Annotated in this window: 14 protein-coding genes; 8 read left to right on the top strand and 6 right to left on the bottom strand. The window is 69.4% G+C overall.

From position 1 onward, the window contains the following. Positions 1-6: 6 nt before the first annotated feature. The 6 genes from RBJ65_RS30415 (at position 7) to RBJ65_RS30390 (ending at position 4,111) form a co-directional block, all read left to right on the top strand. Entirely contained in the window at positions 7-408 is a 402-nt protein-coding gene (locus RBJ65_RS30415; protein ID WP_306322995.1) for an ATP-binding protein, read from the top strand. 344 nt (positions 409-752) lie between these two features. Beyond that, entirely contained in the window at positions 753-1,565 is an 813-nt protein-coding gene (locus tag RBJ65_RS30410; protein WP_306322996.1) for a helix-turn-helix domain-containing protein, read from the top strand. Positions 1,566-1,615: 50 nt separating this feature from the next. After that, a complete protein-coding gene (locus RBJ65_RS30405) occupies positions 1,616-1,891 on the top strand; it encodes a CopG family transcriptional regulator (protein ID WP_306322997.1) in 276 nt (91 codons plus the stop codon). After that, positions 1,888-2,325: a PIN domain-containing protein gene (locus RBJ65_RS30400; protein WP_306322998.1), complete on the top strand. Its 438-nt coding sequence runs from the start codon at positions 1,888-1,890 to the stop codon at positions 2,323-2,325. The genes RBJ65_RS30405 and RBJ65_RS30400 overlap by 4 nt, the downstream gene beginning before the upstream one ends. Positions 2,326-2,493: 168 nt before the next feature. After that, entirely contained in the window at positions 2,494-3,615 is a 1,122-nt protein-coding gene (locus RBJ65_RS30395; protein ID WP_306322999.1) for an ADP-ribosylglycohydrolase family protein, read from the top strand. 67 nt (positions 3,616-3,682) lie between these two features. After that, positions 3,683-4,111 carry a signal peptidase I gene (locus RBJ65_RS30390; RefSeq protein ID WP_306323000.1) on the top strand — a complete coding sequence of 143 codons (429 nt, stop codon included), beginning with the start codon at positions 3,683-3,685 and terminating at the stop codon, positions 4,109-4,111. Here RBJ65_RS30390 and RBJ65_RS30385 read toward each other — a convergent pair. The 3 genes from RBJ65_RS30385 to RBJ65_RS30375 all read right to left on the bottom strand — a co-directional run bounded on the left by RBJ65_RS30385 (position 4,066) and on the right by RBJ65_RS30375 (position 7,794). Next, a protein-coding gene (locus RBJ65_RS30385) for an IS5 family transposase (RefSeq protein WP_306323001.1) occupies positions 4,066-4,940 on the bottom strand; the annotation gives its coding sequence in 2 pieces (ribosomal slippage) (positions 4,066-4,593 and positions 4,596-4,940; 873 coding nt in all). The two genes, RBJ65_RS30390 and RBJ65_RS30385, sit on opposite strands and share 46 nt — an antisense overlap. A gap of 297 nt (positions 4,941-5,237) precedes the next feature. Next, positions 5,238-6,812, bottom strand: a complete 1,575-nt coding sequence (locus RBJ65_RS30380; protein WP_306323002.1) for a sodium:solute symporter family protein — start codon at positions 6,810-6,812, stop codon at positions 5,238-5,240. A 172-nt stretch (positions 6,813-6,984) separates the two neighbouring features. Continuing rightward, positions 6,985-7,794: an SDR family oxidoreductase gene (locus tag RBJ65_RS30375; RefSeq protein ID WP_306323003.1), complete on the bottom strand. Its 810-nt coding sequence runs from the start codon at positions 7,792-7,794 to the stop codon at positions 6,985-6,987. 102 nt (positions 7,795-7,896) lie between these two features. On the opposite strand from RBJ65_RS30375, the gene RBJ65_RS30370 reads away from it, so the two are divergent. Next, positions 7,897-8,763, top strand: a complete 867-nt coding sequence (locus RBJ65_RS30370; protein ID WP_306323004.1) for a hypothetical protein — start codon at positions 7,897-7,899, stop codon at positions 8,761-8,763. Positions 8,764-8,954: 191 nt separating this feature from the next. Here RBJ65_RS30370 and RBJ65_RS30365 read toward each other — a convergent pair whose 3' ends face one another. From RBJ65_RS30365 to RBJ65_RS30355, 3 genes are all read right to left on the bottom strand, one after another. Further along, complete coding sequence (locus tag RBJ65_RS30365) at positions 8,955-9,146, bottom strand: DUF397 domain-containing protein (protein WP_306323005.1); 192 nt, start codon at positions 9,144-9,146, stop codon at positions 8,955-8,957. A 258-nt stretch (positions 9,147-9,404) separates the two neighbouring features. After that, a complete protein-coding gene (locus tag RBJ65_RS30360) occupies positions 9,405-10,259 on the bottom strand; it encodes a helix-turn-helix transcriptional regulator (protein ID WP_306323006.1) in 855 nt (284 codons plus the stop codon). 377 nt (positions 10,260-10,636) lie between these two features. Next, a complete protein-coding gene (locus RBJ65_RS30355) occupies positions 10,637-11,380 on the bottom strand; it encodes a GPP34 family phosphoprotein (RefSeq protein ID WP_306323007.1) in 744 nt (247 codons plus the stop codon). Between the two features lie 222 nt (positions 11,381-11,602). On the opposite strand from RBJ65_RS30355, the gene RBJ65_RS30350 reads away from it, so the two are divergent. Continuing rightward, complete coding sequence (locus RBJ65_RS30350; protein ID WP_306323008.1) at positions 11,603-14,299, top strand: D-alanyl-D-alanine carboxypeptidase; 2,697 nt, start codon at positions 11,603-11,605, stop codon at positions 14,297-14,299. The last annotated feature ends 6 nt before the right edge of the window (positions 14,300-14,305 follow it).

Raw genomic sequence — 14,305 nt, 5'->3', positions numbered from 1 at the left:
AGTGACATGAACGAGAAATTCACGGTGCTGCTCTCCTCCACGCCCCGCGGCGCCCGCCTCGCCCGCCTCCTCACCGAACGCCAACTCGCCGAGTGGAAGCGGGAATCCGCCGAGGCCGAACACGTCGTCGCCGAGCTCGCGGCCAATGCCGTACGGCACGGAAGAGTCCGTGGCCGCGACTTCCGGCTGACGCTGACCCTCGACCCGGCCCACACGCTCCGTATCGAAGTCGCCGACGCGCGGCCCGACCGCATCCCGCGAGTCCGCGTCGCGGACGGTGAGGGAGGCCGGGGGCTGCTGATCGTCGCGGCGTATGCCGACCGGTGGGGTGTGACCAGCGGCGACGCAACCGTGCCGCACAAGACGGTGTGGGCTGAACTCGGCGCTCCGGAACCCGAGTTGGCGTGATCCGGTGATCCGGGACGCTAACCCCCAAAGGATTGGTGGGTAAAAACCAACCCCCCCACCTCACCTCCGGACGTAAGCCACCGGAGCGCAATCACTCGCGAGAGTGACGTGCACCAACTCGACTGGCGCGCAAGCCAGTTCGTGGTGCACGCTCTGCCGCATATGCACAGCGGCCCCGCTATGCAAAGCGGCCCCCGCCGGGACTGGCATCCCGGACGAGGGCCTGACAACCAAGGAAGTAAGGCTTCCCGATGTCTAGGCAACAGATTAGCGCGCCGAGGCGCGCCCATTCCGGCCGTTCGGCCACACCATCACCCGGTCTTCACCGCTCTTGGGAGCGCCACATGTCCGAGTTCACCGTCGTCGGGCATCATCTGGCCCAGCACGCCGACCTCTCCCTCACCGCGATCGGCCTGGCCACGCACATCCAGTCGCTGCCCGAAGGGGCGAAGGTCGGCATCAAAGACCTCGCCGCGAAATTCCCCGAAGGGGAGGTCCGAGTCGCCGCTGCGCTACGGGAGTTGGAGGAGCACGGCTACCTGGAGCGGATCAAGGAACGGCTCCCGTCCGGGCGGATCGTCACGCGCACGATCTCGTACAACAAGCCTCCGCACCTGCGTGGCCAGGCGCCCCCGGAGCCCGTGCCCGAGCCCCGCCCCGTCGAGGCACCCCGACCCGCGCCGCAACCACGCGCCCCGCGCCCCCAACGCCGCCCCCTCCGGGCCCCGCAGCCCGACCCCCAGGACCCCGACCCCGGCGCGGCCCCGGCCACCCGGGCCCCCGCCGTCGACCTCCTCATCGGCCTGCGTACGTACGACCCCCGCCTGTTCCTCAGCGAACGCGACGTACGCCGCCTCGCGCCTGCCGCGCAGGCCTGGCTGGACCGGGGCATGAGCCCCGGCGACGTACAGCGGGCCCTGTCCGCGGGCCTGCCCGCCGAACACATCCGCTTCCCCGCGGGGCTCGTCGCGCACCGACTGGCTGCCCAGCTCCCACACGCACTCCCACCGAAGCCACCGGCCGAACCATGGTCGGGCCCACGCGTCCCACCCCTCCGGGACCCGCTCCAGAACTGCGACGGCTGCGACCGGGCGTTCCGGGCGGCGGGACCGGGGAAGTGCCGCGCGTGTTCGGCGGCGGAGGTGTGCGCCGCATGACCCGTAAGACTCCCTCGCTCGCGTGGTACAGGATGTGTACCATCGATGTCATGGCACTGAAGCGGACGAACGTCTACGCGGACGACGCGGACCTGGCGCTGATCAAAGAGGCCGCCGCGCGGCTCGGAGTGTCCGAGGCCGAAATGATCCGGGAGGGTATCCATCGCATGGCGATGGCCCGCCGAGTATGGGACGAGCCCTTCATCACGGATGAGGAGACCATCGACCTCGGCGGACCCGTGACGCACGACGACGTGCGCGCGGCGAGGTCCGGCGGTGGCGGCTCGGGTGCGGGCGTGCGGCAGGGCAGGGGACGCGCTGCGTGATCGTGATCGCTGACACCTCAGGGATTCTCACGCTCTGCAACAGTTCGGACCCGGATCACCTGGCGGCGCGGAAGGCGGTTGACCAGTGCGGGCTGCTGGTCGCGAGTCCGATGGCGCTCACCGAGGTCCATCAAGTCGCCACCATCAGGGCGGGCAGGCGAGCTGCCGACGCGGTCATGCGGGTGTTGATGGGGCACCTGCGGGAGGCGCGACTCGTCCTGGCCGAGGTCACTCCGGCACTGCTCGACATGACCCTGACCGTGCGGGCCCGCTATGACTCGCTCGATCTCGACCTCGTGGATGCCATGAACGTCGCTCTCGCGGCGGACTACGACACCGACGCGGTGCTCACCAGGGACCTCCGCGACTTTCGGGCCGTGCGGCCGCTCGGTCGCAGGTCCGGCCGTTTCCGAATCTTGCCGGACGATCTCTAGTCGGAGCCGCGCGACGCCGCGCGGGAGCCGGGCCGCCCGCACTCCGCAGGGCCCCGTGCCCACAATCCCGCCACATCACGCACATTCCCGGTCGACGCCGGTCGATTACAGTGCTCCAAGCCGAAGAGAGGCGAGGGACGACGGTCGTCGTGACAGGAGGAGTGCCCCATGGGCGCAGCGCCCAACGCCGCGGCCGTATGGGGTCGCGCCGAACAGCAGGACTTCCGTAGCCGGGTGCGCGGGACGCTGCTGGGAGCCGCGCTCGGTGACACCCTCGGGGCCCCGCTCGACGGGCTCTCCCTCGACGGGATCCACGCCGAGCACGGTGACGAAGGGCTGAAGCAGCTCGTTCCCGTGTATGGGCGGACGGGGGCCATTACCGCCGCCACGCAGCTCTCCCTGTTCACCGTCGACGGGCTGATCCGCGCGCAGGTGCGGCGCGACACCGGCGCCTGGCATCCGCCGACCGACGTGCACCGCGCCTATCTGCGGTGGGCCGCCACCCAGCGCGACTGGGGGCCCGACGAGCGGCGCAAGGAGGACGGCTGGCTCGCGCGCGAGGAGTGGCTGTACTCGCGGCGCGGCGCCGCGCAGGCGTGCATGCTGGGGCTCGGCAATGACGTGATGGGGACGTTGGACCGGCCGAAGAATCTGGATGCGAACGGCGGCGAGGCTGCCGCGCGCTCCGCGCCGTTCGGGCTGCTGGTCGGCTGGGAGCCGCAGCTCGTGTTCCAGCTGTCCGTCGAGTGCGCGGTCCATACGCACGGCGCCGCCGAGGCGTATCTCGCGGCGGGTGCGTACGCGGTGCTGGTGCACGCCCTCGCCCGTGGCGACTCGCTCGACGCCGCTGTGCAGCGGGCGCTGGCGTTGCTCGCGGCGCGGCCCGGGCATCCGCCCGTGGCGGACGCGCTCAAGCACGCGCTGGGCGCCGTACGGCAGGGGATGCCGACCGCGGCGCGGGTCGGGGAGCTGGTGGGGGATGGCGATGCCACTGGTGTGCTGGCCGCGGCTGTGTACTGCGCGCTTGTGAGTGATGACATTCGGCACGGGCTCGGGCTCGCCGTGCATCACGATGGGCCTTCCGCGCTTGTCGGTGCGGTGTGCGGGGGGCTGCTCGGGGCGTTGCACGGGGAGACGGCGTTGCCGCCGGCGTGGGTGGCGGAGTTGGAGGGGCGGCCCACGATTCTGGAGCTTGCGGACGACTTTGCGATGGAGATGACGCAGGGCGCTGCGCTGCATGGGCCTGCCGGCGCTTCGGCGGGGTGGTTGGCCCGGTATCCGCGGGCCTAGGGCCTGTTGCGAAAGTGGCGGTAGTTGCTGCTGTGAGTGCTGCGGCTGGCTGCTACCTTCCGGAGCCATGACCGACAGCGTGTATGTGGGCAATGCCGGCAGGGACGCGGCACTGGATCGGGGGTGGCTGCTGGGGCATTTCAAGGACGCCTCCGATCCTCGGCATAGCGAAGACGTGGAGATCAAGTGGGGTGTCCACCCACAGGGCGACGAGCGGGCTCAGTGGGTGACCGGCGAAGAGCGCACCGCCCTGCTGGTCCTGATCAGCGGGCGCTTCCGGGTGGAACTGCCCGGGCGCAGTGTTCTCCTGGCCGAGCAGGGGGACTACGTCGTATGGGGCCAGGGCGTCGATCACTCCTGGTTCGCGGAGGAAGAGTCCGTGGTTCTGACGGTCCGCTGGCCCTCTGCCCCCGGCTACAAGGTGACCGATGAGGACGATTCTGCTGCTGGTCACAGCCATTCGTTCAGGACCGCGACCAGCACGGTGGCCTCGTAGCGGACGGCCAACTTGTCATAGCGGGTAGCCACCGCACGGTGGCGCTTGAGGCGATTGATCCCGCACTCGACCGCGTGACGTTCACGGTAGTCCGTCTTGTAGAACTTCGGCGGCCGACCGCCGTGAGAGCCGAGATTCTTGCGGTTGCGGACCCGGTCCGCTGGGACGGGGATCGTTGCCTTGATCCCACGTCGGCGCAGGTAGGCGCGGTTCTTGCGGGAGTCGTACGCCTTGTCGGCCCTCACCCGGTCCGGGCGTTTGCGCGGCCGCCCCAGGCCGAGCCGGGGTACCCGGATTGCCTCCAGGACCGGCTCGAACTGCGGGGAATCCCCGCGTTGTCCGGCCGTGATCACCACCGACAGCGGCTTCTGTCCCTGCTCGACGGCGAGGTGGATTTTGGTGGTCAGCCCGCCCCGGGAGCGTCCGAGACCGTGGTCGGCCGGCTCGACGGCGATGCCGCCGGGCGGCTCCTTCTGCAGGTCCCCCTTTTCGCTGCCCCGGCGGCGTGCTGGTGGGCCCGGCAGACGGTGGAGTCGACGTTCACGTCCCAGGTGATCAGGCCCTTCGCGTCGGCCTCGGCCTGCAGCTGGGTGACGATCCTGGCCCAGGTGCCATCTCGCTGCCAGCGCCGAAACAGGTCATAGGCCCGGTCCCAGGGACCGTAGCGTTCCGGCACATCGCGCCAGGGAGCGCCGGTCCGGGTCCGCCACCGTATGCCGTCTATCAGCTGTCGCCGCGTCCACACCGGCGGACGGCCCGGCTTGATGCCCTTCGGCAGCAACGGCTCCAGCCGGGCCCACTGGCCGTTCGTCAGATCCCCACGCCCCACAAAGCGTGATCATCTACGACCAAGATCCACTTTCGCAACAGACCCTAGGCCACACCACGGGGCTCCGCCCCGGACCCCGCGCCTCAAGCGCCGGCGGGGCTGTATATGCCGAACCGGCGTTACGGACTCGGGGCTCCGCCCCGGACCCCGCTGCTCAATCGCCGCAGGGGCTTGATTTGTGGTCACTCGCCGCCGAGAGCTGAAGGCGCGAGTGTCGCCGAGGGCTGAAAGGCCCGAATGTGATGGGCCGCGCCCCCCGGGGAGGGGGAGGCGCGGCCCACTGTTCGGTCGGCGGTGTCAGTCCTTGACTCGCGAGCCGACCACGTCGTCGCCCGGCTCCGACGGCGTCGGCACCGCTGCCGCAGCGGAGCTGTCGTCGTCGGAGTTGATGCGGGCGATGATCGCGTCGCGCTCCGGGGTGTCCTCGGGCTTGATGTAGCCGATGGCGATGTAGAGGATCAGGGAGACGGCGAGGGGGATCGAGACCTGGTACTGGAGTGGTACGCCGCCTTCGATGTTCCAGCTGATCGGGTAGTTGACCAGCCAGAACGCGAGCAGGCCCATGCCCCAGCTGGTGAGCGCCGCCGTCGGCCCCGACCTGCGGAACTGGCGCAGCAGGCCCAGCATCATCGGGATCGCGATCGGGCCCATCAGACCGGCCACCCACTTGATGACGACGGTGATGATGTCCTTGAACGTGGGGGAGTTGACCTGCGTGGCGACCGCCATGGACAGGGCCAGGAAGATGACGGTGGTCAGGCGGGCGGCGATCAGGCCGGTCCGCGGGCCCCACTCCTTCGCCCGCCGCGACAGCGCCGGCGCCACGTCCCGCGTGAAGACCGCCGCGATGGCGTTCGCGTCGGAGGAGCACATGGCCATCGTGTGCGAGAAGAAGCCGACGATGACCAGGCCCAACAGGCCGTGGGGGAGGAGTTGTTCGGTCATCAGGCCGTACGAGTCCGAGCCGTCGGGCTTCTGGGCGTCCACCAGGAGCGGCGACATCCACATCGGGAAGAAGAGGACCACCGGCCAGATCAGCCACAGCGCGGCCGACAGATACGCGGAGCGCTTCGCCTCGTGGCCGCTGCTCGTGGCCATGTAGCGCTGGGCCTGGTTGAGCATGCCGCCGTTGTACTCGAAGAGCTTGATGAAGAGGAACGCGAGGAGGAAGACCGTGCCGTAGGGGCCGACCAGCGGCTTGCCGTGGCCCTCGAGCTCGGGGCGGCTCCACGCCTCGAAGAAGCCGATGTGCTTGTCGCTCAGCTCAAGGACGACCGCGACGAACATCGAGACGCCGGCCAGCAACTGGATGATGAACTGGCCGAGTTCGGTGAGCGCGTCCGCCCACAGACCGCCGATCGTGCAGTAGACCGCGGTGATCGCGCCGGTGATCAGGATTCCCTGGTTCAGGGACACACCTGTGAACACGGACAGGAGCGTGGCGATGGCCGCCCACTTCGCCCCGACGTCGACGATCTTCAGCAGCATCCCGGACCACGCGAGCGCCTGCTGGGTGCCGAGGTTGTAGCGGTTCTTGAGGTATTCGAGCGGCGAGGCCACGTGGAGCCGTGAGCGCAGCCGGTTGATGCGGGGCGCGAACAGGCGGGCGCCGATGGCGATGCCGAGCGCGATGGGAAAGGACCAGGTGACGAAGGACGTCACGCCGTAGGTGTACGCGATTCCGGCGTAACCGGTGAACATCACCGCGCTGTAACCGGACATGTGGTGCGAGATGCCCGACAGCCACCACGGCATCTTGCCGCCCGCGGTGAAGAAGTCGGAAACGTTGTCGACACGCTTGTGGGACCAGACGCCGATCGCGACCATCACGCCGAAGTAGCCGATGAGCACGACCCAGTCGAGACTGTTCATGTGCCCCCTCCAGGGGTTCCGCTGCACAACGGTTGCCCCCGGTAAGGGTGTTGGGGACGTGGGGGATTGAACCTCCGTGCTTGGGGCCGGTCAAGGGTTTTGCAGTCACGGATATGAACGGCGGCCAGAATTCAGAACGTTGCGTGCCTCTGGAGGGGGTGAGGCGGGGCGGTTACCGCATGAGTTCACCCGCGTTCACCAGAAGCTGCTGGCCCGTGATCGCGCGCGCCCGCTCCGACGCCAGGAACACCGCCGCGTCCGCCACGTCCCCGTCCGTCGCCAGCTCCGGCAGCGCCATCCGCTCCGTGAGCCGCCCGAGCACCTCGTCCTCCGGTACGCCCTCGGTCTGCGCGGTGATCTGGACGTACGCCTGCACGGGCGGACCCCACATCCAGCCCGGCAGCACGGTGTTCACCCGGATCCGGTGCGGGCCGAGCTCCCGCGCCAGCGAGTACATCGCGCTCGTCAGGGCGCCCTTCGACGCCGCGTACGCCGCCTGCCGGACCTGCGAGGGCGCCGCGATCGCGGACTGCGTCCCGATGAAGACGACCGAGCCGCCGCGCTCCTTGAGGGCGGGCAGACAGGCTCGCGTCATCCGCAGCGTACCGAGCAGATTCACGTCGACGACCTTGCTCCAGGTCTCGAAGTCGGCGTCCTCAAGGCCGCCGAAGTAGCTGTCCCAGGCGGCGACATGGACGATCGCGTCGATGCCGCCGAACCGCTCGCGCGCCAGGTCCGCGAGCGCCTCGCACTGCGCCTCGTCGCCGATGTCCGTCGAGCGGTACGCGGTCCGCTCGCCCGCCGGGTCCAACTCCTTCGCGCACGCCGCGAGATTGGCCTCGGTGCGCGCCCCGAGGACCGCGTTCCCGCCGTCGCGCAGCACGGCCTCCACCACCTGACGGCCGAGCCCGGCGCCCACCCCGGAGATGAGCACCGTCCTGCCCGCGAGCAGTTCCGCGTTCACCCGTTCCGCATTCACCATCGGTTCGCCTCCCGGCTCTGGCGTTCTGTCTGACGGGGCGTCAGAGTATGGGCGTCGAACGGCAGATGGAAGGCTCCTGGCTGAGGGTGAAAGGTGAGCGGCATGGCGGACACGCACACGGACGCGGGCGAGGACACGCGCAGCGAGACATACGCGGAACTGGCGGCCGTCGGGCCGTACGGGGTGCACCCCGGGCACGCCCTGATCACCATGGTCGAACCGCACCCGGGCCATGAACACGCGTACAACCGCTGGTACGAGGACGATCACTACTACGCCGGCGCGATGGCCATGCCGTGGATGTACGCGGGCCGCCGCTGGGTCGCCACCCGCGACCTCCAACTCCTGCGCTACCCCGAGAAGTCGGCGGTCGCCGAGCCCGTCACGGCGGGCTGCTACATCTCCACGTACTGGATCACCGAGGGCCGCTACGCCGACCACATGAAGTGGACCGTCGGCATCAACAAGCGCCTCAACCGCGACGACCGCGTCCACCAGGACCGTACGCACGTCTTCACGTCGTTCCAGGACCACGAGGCGACGGTGTACCGGGACGGCGACGAGGGACCGCGCGACTTCCACGCGCTCGACCACCCGTACCAGGGGCTCGTCGTGGAGGTGATCGACGCCGAGGGGCCCGAGCAGCGCGCCCGGCTCCTGGACTGGCTGCGCACGGAGCACCTGCCGGGCCGCCTTGCCGCTCCGGGCTCGCCAGCCGCCATGGTCACGGTCTTCCGGCCGACACCGCTGCCGGGCGACAAGATGACGTACGTGAAGCAGGTCGAGGGCGTCGACACCCGCCTCACCCTCCTCTGGTTCCTCCAGGCCGACCCGCGCGAGTGCTGGCAGGAGCACTTCACCGGCCTCGGCGATGCGGTGGCCGCTTCGGGGCTCGGCCGGGTGGAACTGGTGGCGCCGTTCGTCCCGACGGTGCCGGGCACGGACCTGTACGTCGATCAACTGCGCTGAGCCGCTTGGCTTCCGCTCGCGGACGTGGACAGCGCCGAGCCCCCTCGGCCAGGACGGCGGACCAGTCGAGAGGGCTCATTCAGTGGTGCGATCGTGCTGTTCTGTTGTTGTTGTCTCACTGAACCTGCTGTGTTGCTACCTGCGACTTGCTACTTGCCACTTGCCACTTGCCACTCGTTGAGAGTTGCTCGCTACTTGCCCATCTCGGTGACGAACGCGCTCCACGAAGCGGGTGCGAACGCCAGGTTCGGACCCTGCGGGTCCTTGGAGTCGCGGACGGCGACGGCGTGGACGGCGGGAGACTTGATCTCCACGCACGCGCCGTTCCCCGCCGAGTACGAGGACTTGATCCAGGTGGGCTGAGCGCCCTTGGTGATTGCCATGATCTGCTCCGGTCTGGCCAGTTTTCCCTTGCTGGGCCGCGGACTTGCCGTGGCTTTGCGCCAACACCTTGTCTGTTGTTGGCGTGATCGACGCTACTCGCCGACTCGGGGGAGCGGTGGCGCCATTCACTCAACTGGATGGCATATTCCAGAGGGGTCTTCCATGACCCCGTGGGAAAGGTGTACCGTGCGGCGCTTTCCCACGGGAAGGGTCCGGAGCGAAGGCCTGAACTCAGCTATGAGTGAGGTGAGTTGGGGTTAGACGTGCTTCTTCGCGGCATCCAGGATGAACTGGCGGGACTGCTCCACGTTCAGTGCCTGGGCGCGCAGATGCTCGTACATGACGCTGTACTTCTGTACGTCCTGCGTCTTCTCCAGATACAGGTCACTGGTGACCCCCTCGATGTAGACGACGCTGGAGTCCGCCGCGTCGGGGAACTCGAGAATCGCGTACTGACCGGTGATCCCCGGATGCGCGCCCATCTCGAACGGCAGCACCTGCACCGTGACATGGGGCAGCCCGGAGAGCTCCGCGAGGTGCTCCAACTGCTCGCGCATCACGACGGCCCCGCCGACGGAGCGGCGCAGCGCCGCCTCGTCCAGGACCACCCACAGGCGCAGCGAGTTCGCCTCGTCGTCGATCCGCTCCTGGCGGCGCAGGCGCACCTGCACCCGCTTCTCGACGTCCGTGAGCGAGGCCTCGGGCATCGCGCCCTGGATCAGCGCCTCCGCGTAACCGCGGGTCTGCAACAGACCGGGGATGCACTGCGACTCGTACACGCGCAGCGACGCGGCGTCGGTCTCCAGACCGATGTAGACGCTGTACGGAATATCCCCGAAGGAGTGCCACCAGCCCTGCTGGCGCGAATCCTTCGCCATTTGCATCAGCGAGTCGATGACCCGGTGGTCCTCGACCTCGTACACCCCGCACAGATCGCGTACGTCGCGCTGGCTGATGCTGCGCCGCCCGTTCTCCAGGCGGCTGATCTTCGACTGCGACACCAGCAGCCGCTCGGCGACTTCTTCGGCGGTCATGCCCTTGAGTTCGCGGAGCCGGCGCAGCTCCTGGCCCAACCGGCGTCGCCTGACGGTGGGATTGACGTTGGACGCCACGGACGTGCACCTCCGGCTACGTGCATTTCATTGTTCTACGTTCTGCGTTTTGCGTTCTGCGTTCCGCGCACTGAGTACGGTCCGCATACGTTGCGTATCTGCTGTTCAGCAGATTGCCACCCCGAGGCGGCCCAGCGCTGGGAAACGGCGGATGTCCACGGGACGCACATGCGGGGCGCACGTGCCTCCTACGCAGCGCAAACGCGACCGCGCGGGGTGATGGCGCCGGGAGCGTCGTCCGGACGCCCGGCGCATCACCCCGCGCGGTACAGCGGCTCCCGAACCGGATCCTGGGGACTGCGGTGCGGCGCTGTGGTGCTACGGGTGGTGCGGGTCCTGCTCGTGCTGCGGATCCTGCTCGTACTGCGGTGGTTCGCCTAGTGGGCCACGGCGCGAGCCATGGGACCGCGGCGTGGCTGTGGCTGCATCGGAACGCCGCGTGCGGGCTCCGGTGCGGGCCGGCCCGGCGAGGGGGCCGGTGAGCGGCGTGGCTGTGCGGCCACGCCGTTCTGGACGTCCATCACGGCGTGCGCCACGAGGCCGCCCATTGGGTCGTGCCTGATCAGGTCCCGCAGCCGGGAGCGCGAGGACCTGCCCTCGTTGCCCGGATACAGGTGCTTGCCGAGTCCGACCGCGTGGGCCAGCGCGGCGAGCGCCGCGGTCCGTGGGTCCGGCGGGACGCCGGTACGGATCGCTGAGTCCAGCCGGGCCCTGATTTCCCGGCTGATCGCCGTGTCCGTCGCCTGATAGCGAGTCGTCGGCAGCACCCCGCACATCTGGCCGGCGACGGCATGCACCATGCCGCACCGCTCCAGGTGCGAGAGGTAGGTCTGGCGCAGCCCTAGACGTGGCCCGCCAATCCAGTGGACGGCCCGTACGGGAGCGCCACGCCTTCGCAGCAACTCCAACGCGCAGTCCAGTGTCGGATCTCCGGTCGGCCGTGGTGCCACCACGGCGATACGATCCCCGTCTGGGGCTATCCGTCCGGCCAGCGCCAGCTCTACTAGCTGTGCTCCGGCCAGACCTAGGTCGAGCGACTGCGGCTGCGCTGTGGTACCCGTGGCCGGGTCCAGAGCGAGCAGCAGAAGCTCCTCCGGAATTGTTCTGCGGCTCCTGCCCATCCATGCCTCCCCGCGTGGATGAATGACAGGGTGACCCCTCTCACATTGGTCTGTCGAGAGTGCGTGGGGGGTTTGGACGGGAACCTGTAGCTATGTCGTTCTCGTCTACCACGTGGGTTAAGCCCCCACACAGGACACTGGTACATGGTTCGGACAGTGCCGGACGGAGGCAGCCTGTCCAGTGCTAGCGGTTTGAGTGGTTGATCGGTCGAGGAGGCATCGGTGGCGGGGACCCCCGACAAGTCGGGTTCGGGTGAGCACAAGGCGTCGGGAGGCCCGACTCCGGACGAGCGGGATCCGCGTCTCGCGGTGTCGCGGGATTCGACGTCGACGTCTGCGCCGTCCGGCGTGGACCAGGAGACGGCGGTGTTCTCGGCCCGTGAGGTGCGTGCGAGCGCCTCCGGCGAGAGCGAGGGCGATACCCCGGCCTCTGAGGAGGCCGGGGACGAGCGCCTGCGGGCGGCCGTGGCGGCGTGGGTGGCCGGCGACGGCCCTGAGGCGTCTGCAGATGCAAATTCGGGCGACGCCGATTCCGGGCGTGACGACGCTGCCCCGGACGACGACGAGGCCGAGCCTGCGGCGGAGGCGGACGCGGACGCGGACGCTGAGTCCGCCGAGAAGTCCGACGCCGACGTCGAGTCGGAGTCGAAGCCTGACGGCGCTGCGGAGCCGGACGCCGACGCCGAGCCGGACGTGAAGTCCGGAGGTGACACCGAGCCGGACGTGAAGTCCGACGGCGAGTCCGGCTCTGGTGCCGGCGCGAAGCGTGACGCTGACGCGGAGCCGGGCGCCAAGTCCAGCTCCGACGCGAAGTCGGAGTCCGACGCCGACAAGAAGGCGGACGCCGAATCGGGCGCGAAGCCCGTGCCCGGCGCTGACGTTGAGCCGGACGCCAAGTCCAGCCTCGACGCTGAGCCGGAGTCCGACGCCGACGCGAAGTCCGGCGGTGACGCCGAGCCGGACGCCGAGTCCAGCTCCGACGCGAAGTCGGAGGCGAAGTCCGACGGTGACGCGGAGTCGGATGCCGAACCCGACGCCAAGTCGGGCGCGACGCCCGAGCCCGGCGCCGATGCGAAGCCGGACGCCAAGTCCAGCTCCGGCGCCAAGTCGGAGTCCGACGGCGACGCGAAGTCGAAGCCCGACGCCAAGTCCGACGCAGACGCCGAGTCGGACGTCGAGTCCAGCCACGGCGCCAAGTCGGGGGCGAAGCCCGACGGCGGTGCCAAGTCGGACGGCGGGTCCGACGCCGACGCGAAGGCGGACGCGAAGCCCGACGCCGACGCGAAGGCGGACGCGAAGGCCGACGCCGAGTCCGGATCCGGTGGCGTGCCGGAGGCCGAGGCCGCGGGGGCCAAGGGGCCCGTCGACCAGCCCACCGCCGTGTTCAAGGCCGTCGAGGCGCCGGCCGTGGATCAGCCGACGACCACGTTGAAGGCGGCCGGGACGGCGAAGAGCAGCAAGTTCGTGCCGCTCAAGCCGTTGGACGAGGAAACCGCCGGAGGCACGGGCAAGAGTGCCGGGAAGGAGTTGCCCCCCGAGGCCAAGACCGGGGCCAAGACCGAGGCCACGGCCGGGGCGGAGCCCACCGTTGAGCCCGCCGAGCGCACCACTCAGCAGCCGCTGCCGCCGAAGCCTCCGCTGGACCTGCTCGCCGAGCTGACCAACACCCCGCCGCCCCCGGAGACCCGCGTCCGCACCGCCGTGCGCCGGGTCAAGGTGTGGACCCCGCTCGTCATCCTGCTGATCATCGTCTTCGCGATCGTGCAGGCCGTCCGCCCGCTGCCGACGCCCACCCTCTCCCTCACCACCGACGCCACGTACACCTTCGACGGCGACAAGGCGTCCCTCCCGTGGCCGGACGAGGGCCAGGGCTGGATGGACGTACAGGGCATCGGGACCATGGACCACTTCGGCGAGCAGCAGTCCGTGCCGATCGGTTCGGTCGCCAAGTCCATGACCGCGTACATCGTGCTCAAGGACCACCCGCTGAAGAAGGGCGAGGACGGGCCGAAGATCACCGTCGACGCCACCGCCGAGAAGGAGGGCGGCTACGACGCCGACGGGCAGAACGAGTCGACGCTGAACACCGTCAAGGAGGGCGACAAGCTCTCCGAGAAGGACGCGCTGGCCGCCGTCATGATCCCGTCGGCGAACAACATCGCGCGGCTGCTCGCCCGTTGGGACGCCGGTTCCGAGGAGGCGTTCGTCAAGAAGATGAACGACACCGCCAAGGAACTCGGCATGAAGAACACCAAGTACACCGACCCGTCAGGCCTGAAGGAGAGCACCGTCTCCACGGCCGAGGACCAGGTGAAGCTCGGCAACGAGCTGGTGCAGATTCCGGCGCTGACCGACATCACCAAGCTGCCCACCTGGACCGACCCGTCCGGCAAGAAGTGGACCAACTACAACCGCCTCGTGCCGTACGACGGTGCCGTCGGCATCAAGACCGGTACGACGACCAAGGCCGGCGGCAACCTGCTGTTCGCCGCCACCAAGGACGCGGGCGGTTCGACCGTCACCGTCGTCGGCGCGGTCCTCGGCCAGCACAAGGCACCGATCATCGACACGGTCAACGCGGTCAGCAAGACCGCGATGCTCGCCGCGCAGGACGAGGTCACCTCGTCGACGATCCTGAAGAAGGGTGATGTCGTCGGGTACGTGGACGATCAGCTGGGCGGGCACACGCCGGTCACGGTGACGGAGGACGTCAAGGCCGTCGGCTGGGCCGGCAAGACCGTGCACCTGCAACTCGCCGACCAGAACGGCAAGTCCGTGCCGCACACCGGCAAGACCGGCGACAAGGTCGGCGTCCTGGAGGTCGGCGACGGCGAGGGCGGCGCCGTGGAGGTGCCGGTGGCCCTGCAGAAGGACCTCGCCGAGCCCGGGTTCGGCGCGAAGCTGACCCGCGTCGGCTGACGACCT

Source organism: Streptomyces sp. KL109B (assembly GCF_030766935.1).
In the GTDB taxonomy this organism is placed as follows: domain Bacteria; phylum Actinomycetota; class Actinomycetes; order Streptomycetales; family Streptomycetaceae; genus Streptomyces.
The sequence above is the reverse complement of the archived record's forward strand: the minus strand, read 5'-3'. Positions and strand labels throughout refer to the sequence as shown.

Coding starts and splice junctions, on each gene's coding strand:
- RBJ65_RS30415 (WP_306322995.1), top strand. CDS start 7: ATGAACGAGAAATTCACGGTGCTGCTCTCCTCCACGCCCCGCGGCGCC.
- RBJ65_RS30410 (WP_306322996.1), top strand. CDS start 753: ATGTCCGAGTTCACCGTCGTCGGGCATCATCTGGCCCAGCACGCCGAC.
- RBJ65_RS30405 (WP_306322997.1), top strand. CDS start 1,616: ATGGCACTGAAGCGGACGAACGTCTACGCGGACGACGCGGACCTGGCG.
- RBJ65_RS30395 (WP_306322999.1), top strand. CDS start 2,494: ATGGGCGCAGCGCCCAACGCCGCGGCCGTATGGGGTCGCGCCGAACAG.
- RBJ65_RS30390 (WP_306323000.1), top strand. CDS start 3,683: ATGACCGACAGCGTGTATGTGGGCAATGCCGGCAGGGACGCGGCACTG.
- RBJ65_RS30380 (WP_306323002.1), bottom strand. CDS start 6,812: ATGAACAGTCTCGACTGGGTCGTGCTCATCGGCTACTTCGGCGTGATG.
- RBJ65_RS30375 (WP_306323003.1), bottom strand. CDS start 7,794: ATGGTGAATGCGGAACGGGTGAACGCGGAACTGCTCGCGGGCAGGACG.
- RBJ65_RS30370 (WP_306323004.1), top strand. CDS start 7,897: ATGGCGGACACGCACACGGACGCGGGCGAGGACACGCGCAGCGAGACA.
- RBJ65_RS30365 (WP_306323005.1), bottom strand. CDS start 9,146: ATGGCAATCACCAAGGGCGCTCAGCCCACCTGGATCAAGTCCTCGTAC.
- RBJ65_RS30355 (WP_306323007.1), bottom strand. CDS start 11,380: ATGGGCAGGAGCCGCAGAACAATTCCGGAGGAGCTTCTGCTGCTCGCT.